The organism is Photorhabdus kleinii (assembly GCF_025384885.1).
GTDB classification, from domain to species: Bacteria; Pseudomonadota; Gammaproteobacteria; order Enterobacterales; family Enterobacteriaceae; genus Photorhabdus; species Photorhabdus kayaii.
In genome coordinates, this window is sequence record NZ_JAJAFY010000089.1 from 1 (window position 1) to 7393 (window position 7393).

The 7393-nt window shown below is 41.1% G+C and carries 6 protein-coding genes and 1 pseudogene; 1 reads left to right on the forward strand and 6 read right to left on the reverse strand.

The annotated features are described in order from the left end of the window. Positions 1–333: pseudogene (locus tag LG003_RS22150) on the forward strand (transposase); the annotation flags it as partial. Positions 334–866: 533 nt separating this feature from the next. On the opposite strand, the gene LG003_RS22155 reads toward LG003_RS22150, so the two are convergent. The 6 genes from LG003_RS22155 to LG003_RS22180 all read right to left on the reverse strand — a co-directional run bounded on the left by LG003_RS22155 (position 867) and on the right by LG003_RS22180 (position 6691). After that, positions 867–3017 (reverse strand): peptidase domain-containing ABC transporter, encoded by a 2151-nt coding sequence (locus LG003_RS22155; RefSeq protein WP_262981655.1) that lies wholly within the window; start codon positions 3015–3017, stop codon positions 867–869. 4 nt (positions 3018–3021) lie between these two features. Next, a complete protein-coding gene (locus LG003_RS22160; RefSeq protein WP_262981656.1) occupies positions 3022–4203 on the reverse strand; it encodes an HlyD family secretion protein in 1182 nt (393 codons plus the stop codon). A 25-nt stretch (positions 4204–4228) separates the two neighbouring features. Beyond that, positions 4229–5062 carry an aspartyl protease family protein gene (locus tag LG003_RS22165; protein ID WP_262981657.1) on the reverse strand — a complete coding sequence of 278 codons (834 nt, stop codon included), beginning with the start codon at positions 5060–5062 and terminating at the stop codon, positions 4229–4231. Beyond that, positions 5055–6236 (reverse strand): cyclophane-forming radical SAM/SPASM peptide maturase XyeB, encoded by a 1182-nt coding sequence (gene xyeB, locus LG003_RS22170; protein ID WP_262981658.1) that lies wholly within the window; start codon positions 6234–6236, stop codon positions 5055–5057. The genes LG003_RS22165 and xyeB overlap by 8 nt, the downstream gene beginning before the upstream one ends. 85 nt (positions 6237–6321) lie before the next feature. Further along, on the reverse strand, positions 6322–6456 hold the full coding sequence (locus LG003_RS22175) for a hypothetical protein (RefSeq protein ID WP_262981659.1): 135 nt from the start codon (positions 6454–6456) through the stop codon (positions 6322–6324). Positions 6457–6544: 88 nt separating this feature from the next. Further along, the gene (locus tag LG003_RS22180) at positions 6545–6691 is read right to left on the reverse strand and encodes a hypothetical protein (RefSeq protein WP_262981660.1); all 147 of its coding nucleotides are present in this window, start codon (positions 6689–6691) and stop codon (positions 6545–6547) included. Positions 6692–7393: the final 702 nt, after the last annotated feature.

A 7393-nucleotide genomic window follows, 5' to 3' on the forward strand; every position in this document is an offset into this window, starting at 1 on the left:
AATGAAATAAGAAAGTCTTATCCTGACTATCATCAAAAAATTCATCTTATTGTGGATGGGGCGGGTTACAACAAAGCTCATCTTGTGAAGGAGTGGGCTTATGTTAGCAATATTGAATGACATTACCTTCCTCCATACAGCCCAAATTTAAACCCGATAGAGCGATTATGGAAGGTCATGAATGAACAGGTTCGAAATAACCGTTATTTCGCGGATAAACATGAATTTCGAGACAAAGTGTTCAAATTTTTCACTACAACGCTACCTGATATAGCGGACTCGCTGACGTCCAGAATTAACGACCATTTTCAGGTGCTAAAAACTGCATTTTGAAGTTTATTGGGTATATGCCATGATGATTAAATTTGTTAAAAATCAGGCGTTAAAAGTGGTTAAAACAACGGTTAAAACTTTATCCCGATTAAAACCAAGGATTAACACGATGACTTTTAAAATAGTTTAAAACTGGCTTATTATAAAACCATCAGTGAAAAATGAGAAATAAAAATTAACGCTGTGAATACTTATATCTCTTTTTGGAAAAAATGAAAATAATAATATGGGTCATTTAATCAGAAAGTGTATTTTCCCAAAGGGGATGATTTTATTAACGCTTTTAACCTGAAGTAAACTTTGTCGTGAATAGATTAGATAATCGTTACAGGAATGAGAGGTATTAGAATATAATCGTGGGAATTTTTTTCTTCCAGCCGGGTAACACTGGGAGATTATCCTGCTTGTGATGAAAAGGATGTTTGAAAATCCTTTTCATTATTTTTTTAATTACTGATACTTTTTAAATCCGGGTTTATCGTTTTTGGTGGGCTACTTGTTCAACCACCTTACCTGTTAATGATGTACCCACGTCAGCTATCACCGCACTTGAGAAATTGCAGATATTCTTGAGGGTCCATAAAGACACCATTAACTATATCAAAAACTCTGTCGGCTACAGCGATAGTATCCGGCCTATGAGCTGCAAAAAGACGCGTTATCTTCATGGCCTTAACAGCTTCGTTAATTTTCCTCTCGTTTTCGATATCAAGGGCAGATGTAGATTCATCCAATATGAGAATCTTAGGTCTTCTATAAAGCGCCCGAGCGAGGGAGATTCGTTGTTTCTGACCTCCTGATAACGCGCTACCCATATCCCCAACCATAGAATTATATCCGTTTGGCATAACCTCGATTTCATCATGAATAGCAGCCACTCTTGCACATTCATGCATAAATTCAATGTCCGCCCGTTCGGCAAAACAAGTAATGTTTTCCTGCAACGATCCGGTAAACAAAAAATCATCCTGCATAACATAGGAAACATGCTTACGGTAAGCCTCAAGACCAATGTTAGATATGGGTATACCATTAATACTTATAACACCTTCAACAGGTTCAAGCAACGAAGCAAGAACATGAAGCAATGTTGATTTACCGCAGCCAGATGAACCTACAAACGCGATACTTTCGCCTGGTTCGACAACAAAAGATAATCCCTCAAAAACATAAGGGTCATGGGCTGAGTAAGCAAAAGACAACGATGATATTTCTAATCCTCCGTAAAACTCTACAGATGAGTTTTGAGAGGCATTGAGGTGCATGTCTTCGCTTTCAGTAAGCGCTACATCACTAAGCCTATCTGTGTGCATTGAGAGCATCTTAAATTCATACACAGCATCACAAAAATTTATCGTCCTTTGGATGAACATATCAGCGTACATCATGAAAGCAAACAAGACACCAGCAGTAAAAAAACCGTTTTCAGCCAGCTGTGCACCAACATAGATAACCAGACACGCCACCAGTCCGGTTACAAACGCGCTAATTAGCCGGAACGCAAGATCAATACGAAAAAGCTTAATACTCGCAGTAATGCTTTCAGTTGAGAGGTTAAGCCATTTGATTTTTCGGTTAGAACTCAGACACAGCATTTTGATTGCTGAAACGCCGCGAGCGGTTTCTATAAAATGTGAGCTTTGAACGGCTGTTTTATTAATAGATTCAGCCAAGGCGCTTCTGTACATCCCAAAACAAAACCATTTTATGAGAGCATAGAGCAATGCGAGAAAAGCTACACTAGCGCACAGAACCACACTGTAAAGGCTCATAACCACCAGCAATGAAACTGTAATCACAGCATCGAGAATGGCGCTTACCATGCGCGCGGTAAAAGCTTCCTGTATTTGGTTTAGGGATTGTAGGCGCGATGCGATATCCCCCAGATAACGTTTTTTAAAATAGGTAACAGGAAGGCTAATTAGCTTGCTCAAAAAACCTTCAGACCAGCTTAAACCAATAGAATATTTAGCAGCGGTAATAATCCAGTCACGAAGCCATGTGAGCAGCATTCGCATAAAAAGCAAGGCAACAACAGCAGCCAAGATAACATTAAGAGCAAACATATTACTCGTGCTAAGAATGTTATCTATAACGAATTGTGAAGAAGCGGGGATAAGCAACGTAACAAGCTCTATGGCCGCTGATATTGCAATAAGCCGTGCTATCACAGCTCCCTTACCTTCTATCCCGGCCAGCATATCCCTTATAGAAAGCGTTGAAGATACTTTTTTTCGCTCGAACGTAGCGCCGGGCTTCATTTCAAGCGCTACGCCTGTGAAGCAATTTGATAGTTCAGAAAGGGTTATTCTTCGTTCGCCAATGCCCGGATCATGGATCACTGCGCCTTTTCGGGATAGCTTTTTGAGTACGACAAAATGATTAAACGACCAGTGCAAAATACAAGGTAACGAAAGCGAACGTAGTTCTTCCAACTCTACCCTTACCGGACAAGACGATAACCCTAATTTTTCTCCTACGATTATCATCTCCTTAAGACTCATACCATGCTGTGAAACCTCAAAAAGCTTTCGCATAGAAAGAAGGTCAGTATTGAAGCCATGATAACCCGCGATCATAGCGATACAGGCAAGCCCACATTCTGAAACTTCAGACTGAATGATTACCGGAAGGGATTTCCCAAAAGAAAACGCCACAAAAAGATCTTTCACATACTTACTCATAAATTTAATCAACCACTCTAAACAACCAGCTGTACAGGCTTTTCTTACCTGTTAGGATTGAGGCTTCAACCTGCATTCCCTGTTTTAATGGCAAACCAAGACGCTCTTCAGGAATAGCTATTACAGTGAAATACATGCCATTCCCCTGTTTAATTGCTGCCTCTGATACTGAGGCAACCGTAGCAGTAAATTTTCCGTATCTTCTCCACGGATAAGCAGCCACGCGCAACTTTACCTCTTGTCCTATTTTTATTTCACCAGCAGATTCAGCCCCTACCTGAAGTCTGAAAACAGGCATTGCACCACTAGGTATAACTACCGCCAGAACATCACCGCGCTTGATACTATCCCCGGGCATCTTATCTACCCCTGCCACCTTTCCATCTATCGGGCTGATGATTTCTATTCGCTCAGCACCATCCAGCTGCGCCAGCTCCTGAGAGATTTGTGTGAGTTCTTGATGCACATTGTTTATTTTTTCTTCTGCTTCATGAAGTTTTGTATCAATTTCAGTTTCAAGAGTGATGATATCAGCCTGTGTTTTGGTGATGTTTACTGAGGTATTTTGTACCTTTTCATTAATGCTCAAAACTTCCTGTCGAGATTCATGCATCATCATTTCAGAGATAACGCCTCTTTTGCTATGCTTTACAAACGAGCTATATTTCTTCTGTGAATCAGCAAAAGCAGCCTGGTTAATCGAAAGTAGCTCCTGCAGCTGCGCCAGCTCGGTTTTCTTGTTAGCTATAGCGGCAGGTATCTTTATGAGAACGCTTTCTTTCTCCTTCTCTAGTAACGCTAATTTCTTAGTAAGTAATTGTTTTTTCTCTGTCAGTGCGGCACGTTCCCTTTGAGAAATCAACCCTGATTTAGTTTTTATCTCATGCGAAACAACCATGATTCCCTGACCTGAGCTAACCTGTTGGCCATCGATGACACTTGAACTCTCCGTTATACCATCCATAGGAGAAACGAGGGAGGGTGCGTTAGGATTAAAAATCACCCTCCCTGACGCTCCTACATTGATTCCGTAAGATCCCCAAATGAGACAAGAAAGTAGAATTGCGCCAGTCGCGACACTCAGAATAAGGGGGGTTCTTGCCGATCGAGGGATGTTAAGAGTATGCCTACCAATCCAAGCGTTTTCACTATGAGAAATAGCCTCTTTGCGAAATAAACCATTCACCAACAATCCTTATAATCCTTAATTGTTATTTAGGTAAACTAATCAGTAGCCGATCATTCGATATGATGAGAACCCTGTTTGAAAGAAAATCATCACCTAACAAGCCATCAAAATTTATCCGGTCATCAGTAACTTGAAAGAGGAGCGCAGAGAGCTTAACTCCGTCAGGCGTCACAATGGTTTGCTTTGGGCAGGACTGCGAGAGATCAACACACCCTTTCCTTGAACGCGTAAAAAGCACTGTATGGCTTGAACCAGTATCAATAAGCATACGACGTATCTTCTTATTGTCAGACAACACACTAATTTCTATCCCATTATCTGTACGAATGAACGGGATAGCTTGCCAGCGGTAACCATCAGGAAGAACTTTAAGATTGTCGGCTATCGTCAGGAACTTTGAAGCGTAGTTGATAATAAGCGTTTTATTTTTGACGACACCCAACCCTAACACCCCATTTATAATAGGTTGTCCGTTGTCGTCTAACATGCCGTTACCCCACGGTTTGAAGATTTCAACATCAACAGCGGAAAAGCTTTTTCCGTTAACAGTAATATTCGCTGCTTTTGCCTCTACAGTAGACTGCTCAATTCCAAAAACATCACTGGAACGTACGGTTGCTGTTCGATGATTACGCTCCGGAAAAATTGAATCAAAAACGGATTGAGGGAGATAAAAGGCTTTGGGAGCCCCTGTATCAATTGCAAGCCTGTTAACATCTTTACCATTGATATTGAGAGACACTGCTGGGATCGCATGGTCAAGGTAAACAATCGGCAAAGTAATATCTGCCTTTACTGCTTCAGCGGGAATTACAGTAAGACACAGTGCAACACACGCGCTCAGAACTTTATTCATTTTCAGCAACTCCGATGTTTTTTGCGATCTCAGTTTCGCTTAGGCCAAGCTCTACAAGGTAAGCTGCTCCACGACCGAGTAGCGTTTGCATTGCATCGCAATAAATCGTTTTATTGTTAAAAGCATTATCTCGCGAATACCTGTTTACAGGCCTTCCACCAGCACAAACGGTTTTCCAGATACACCCTTGGCAATCATCAGGTAAAGAAGATTCAATTTTGAGCAATTCGCGCATGTGTGGACTGTTTACTACCTGCGCATAAGTCGCATTTGCAACGTTACCTATCGGCGTAAATAACTCTGAAAGCGTTGAGCGCAACGTATCATCAATGTAAATATCACCAGTGGACGTAACCGTTATAGCTACGGCTTTGTACTCTTCAGTTTGCGGCGTAATTCCCAATGCTATATACCCTGACGCCCCCGTCAATCTAGTAAGATGACTGGATAAAATTCTTACATCACAATCAGGATCGTTTTGTTCAAACCACGCATCACAGATGGCCGTAAGAAAACGCTTAACCCCTTCTGTATTAGTTGGGTTTTCGTAGTTGCAATCAGGTAGCAGGAAATCAAAGCTTCTGCACTGCATATCATGATAAAGATGTTCGAAAAGCTCTTTACCGTTGGCCTCGGGATCAATAACAGAAAGCACGGGAGGGAGGGGAAGAATATCTCTTTCTTTCGCAGCTGCGCACATAGCTTGATACCCGTTTAAGGTTGCCTCATATGAGCTGCGTCCTTTGTGATCGAGGCGATATTTGTCGTTTATGTGTTTCGGGCCATCTATGGAAATGCTTACAACAACCCCGAATCTTTCAAAAATTGCTATCCATTCATCATCGATTAAAGTTGCATTAGTCTGCAATGCAAGACGTAATTCTGCGTTTTTGTAATCTCCAGAACGAAGCATTTCACACAGGTAAACGAAACGCTCTTTCTTGAGCATCATCGGTTCGCCACCGTGAAAATCAATCTGTATCGAGTCCGGGTTAGCTTCTTCAACAACCCTTTCTAAAAAGCATTTAAGCTCGATTATGGTGTTGCAGGAAATGACAGGGGCACTATTTAATGCTACCTCGCTTCCCATGTTAAACACATAACAGTACGAGCAGTTTAGATTACAGCGCTCGCTTATTTTGAGAATTACTTCTAAATGGTTGATTTTTGACATAGTCAGTAAATCGTGAGGTAAATTGACAAAAATGTGCGGCCATTGGCCGCACGTTGTACGACATCAAATTCTCTTCAGCTAGCCACTATTTACGTACCCAGCCTTCAGCAGTTTTTTCGCCGCGAACAGCATCAAATGCTTTCTGGTTTTTCAGGGTTGCAGCATTTTCCTGAATAGTTTTTTGTAATTTTTCTATACTTATCCCATTAAAAAGGTTCAATTAATTGGATTCCATCCGTAACCCTACCGGAAGTAGAGGAGGGGGGAAGGTAAACTAACATAATAAAACCTAATATATGAGACAGTTTTTAAAATGTCCTTGTCCAACCAACACGAACCCAGCCTTCACCAGGTTTTCCGCCACGAACGGCATCAAGCAGGTCAGAGTTTTTCTGATTTTTCTGATTTTTCAAGTTTACAGAGTTTTCCTGAATAGCTTTTTGTAAGTTTTTCATATCTTATCTCCTTAAAAAGGTTCAATTAATTGGCTTTCACCCGTAGCCCCACCAGAAGTAGAGGGGAAAACGGGATCTAACGTAATGATTCTTAATATTACGAGCAAGTTTTTTGTGAGCTATGTATCTGAAAACACACATTTAGAGTTAGCTAGAATCTTATGAACTATGTATCTGAAAACACACATTTAGAGTTAAATAGACACACGCAAGACAAAACAAGCGTCATTGAACGTAGCCCACTGATGATAGTAGCCAAGACCTTGTTAATTCAGTTCTGTTTCCAACTTCGGTGATCTGTCATAATTCTGGGCATACACATTCCTCACTCTGCTATTTTATCCAATGCGCCGTAAAACCCCGTCCTTCAGAGGCTGTCAAGAAGAAAACCCTAAATATAATGCGATAAAAAACATGGACAAAACGGTTAATCTGGCAATATTGAAACCCTGACAAAAGGGTTGATCATCCGTAAAAACATAAAGAGGATACTTTATTAAAACTATTCAGGATTACCGGTAAAACAACATCATTAAAACTAAAACCGGCTATGATTAATGTTCATTAAACGTAAAACCACTATACCCGTTATCTTTCAAGTTGCCTCTTTGTTGGCAGCACTCACTCACCCCGGTCACAGAGTTATCTATGCTCCCGGGGATTCGCTCCCTGGCCGTCGCGATGCATCTTGAAATCCATAGG

Bases quoted from the DNA above. Each gene is read 5' to 3' on its own strand.
- LG003_RS22165 (WP_262981657.1), bottom strand. From the start codon at position 5,062: ATGAATAAAGTTCTGAGCGCGTGTGTTGCACTGTGTCTTACTGTAATT.
- LG003_RS22155 (WP_262981655.1), bottom strand. From the start codon at position 3,017: ATGAGTAAGTATGTGAAAGATCTTTTTGTGGCGTTTTCTTTTGGGAAA.
- xyeB (WP_262981658.1), bottom strand. From the start codon at position 6,236: ATGTCAAAAATCAACCATTTAGAAGTAATTCTCAAAATAAGCGAGCGC.
- LG003_RS22180 (WP_262981660.1), bottom strand. From the start codon at position 6,691: ATGAAAAACTTACAAAAAGCTATTCAGGAAAACTCTGTAAACTTGAAA.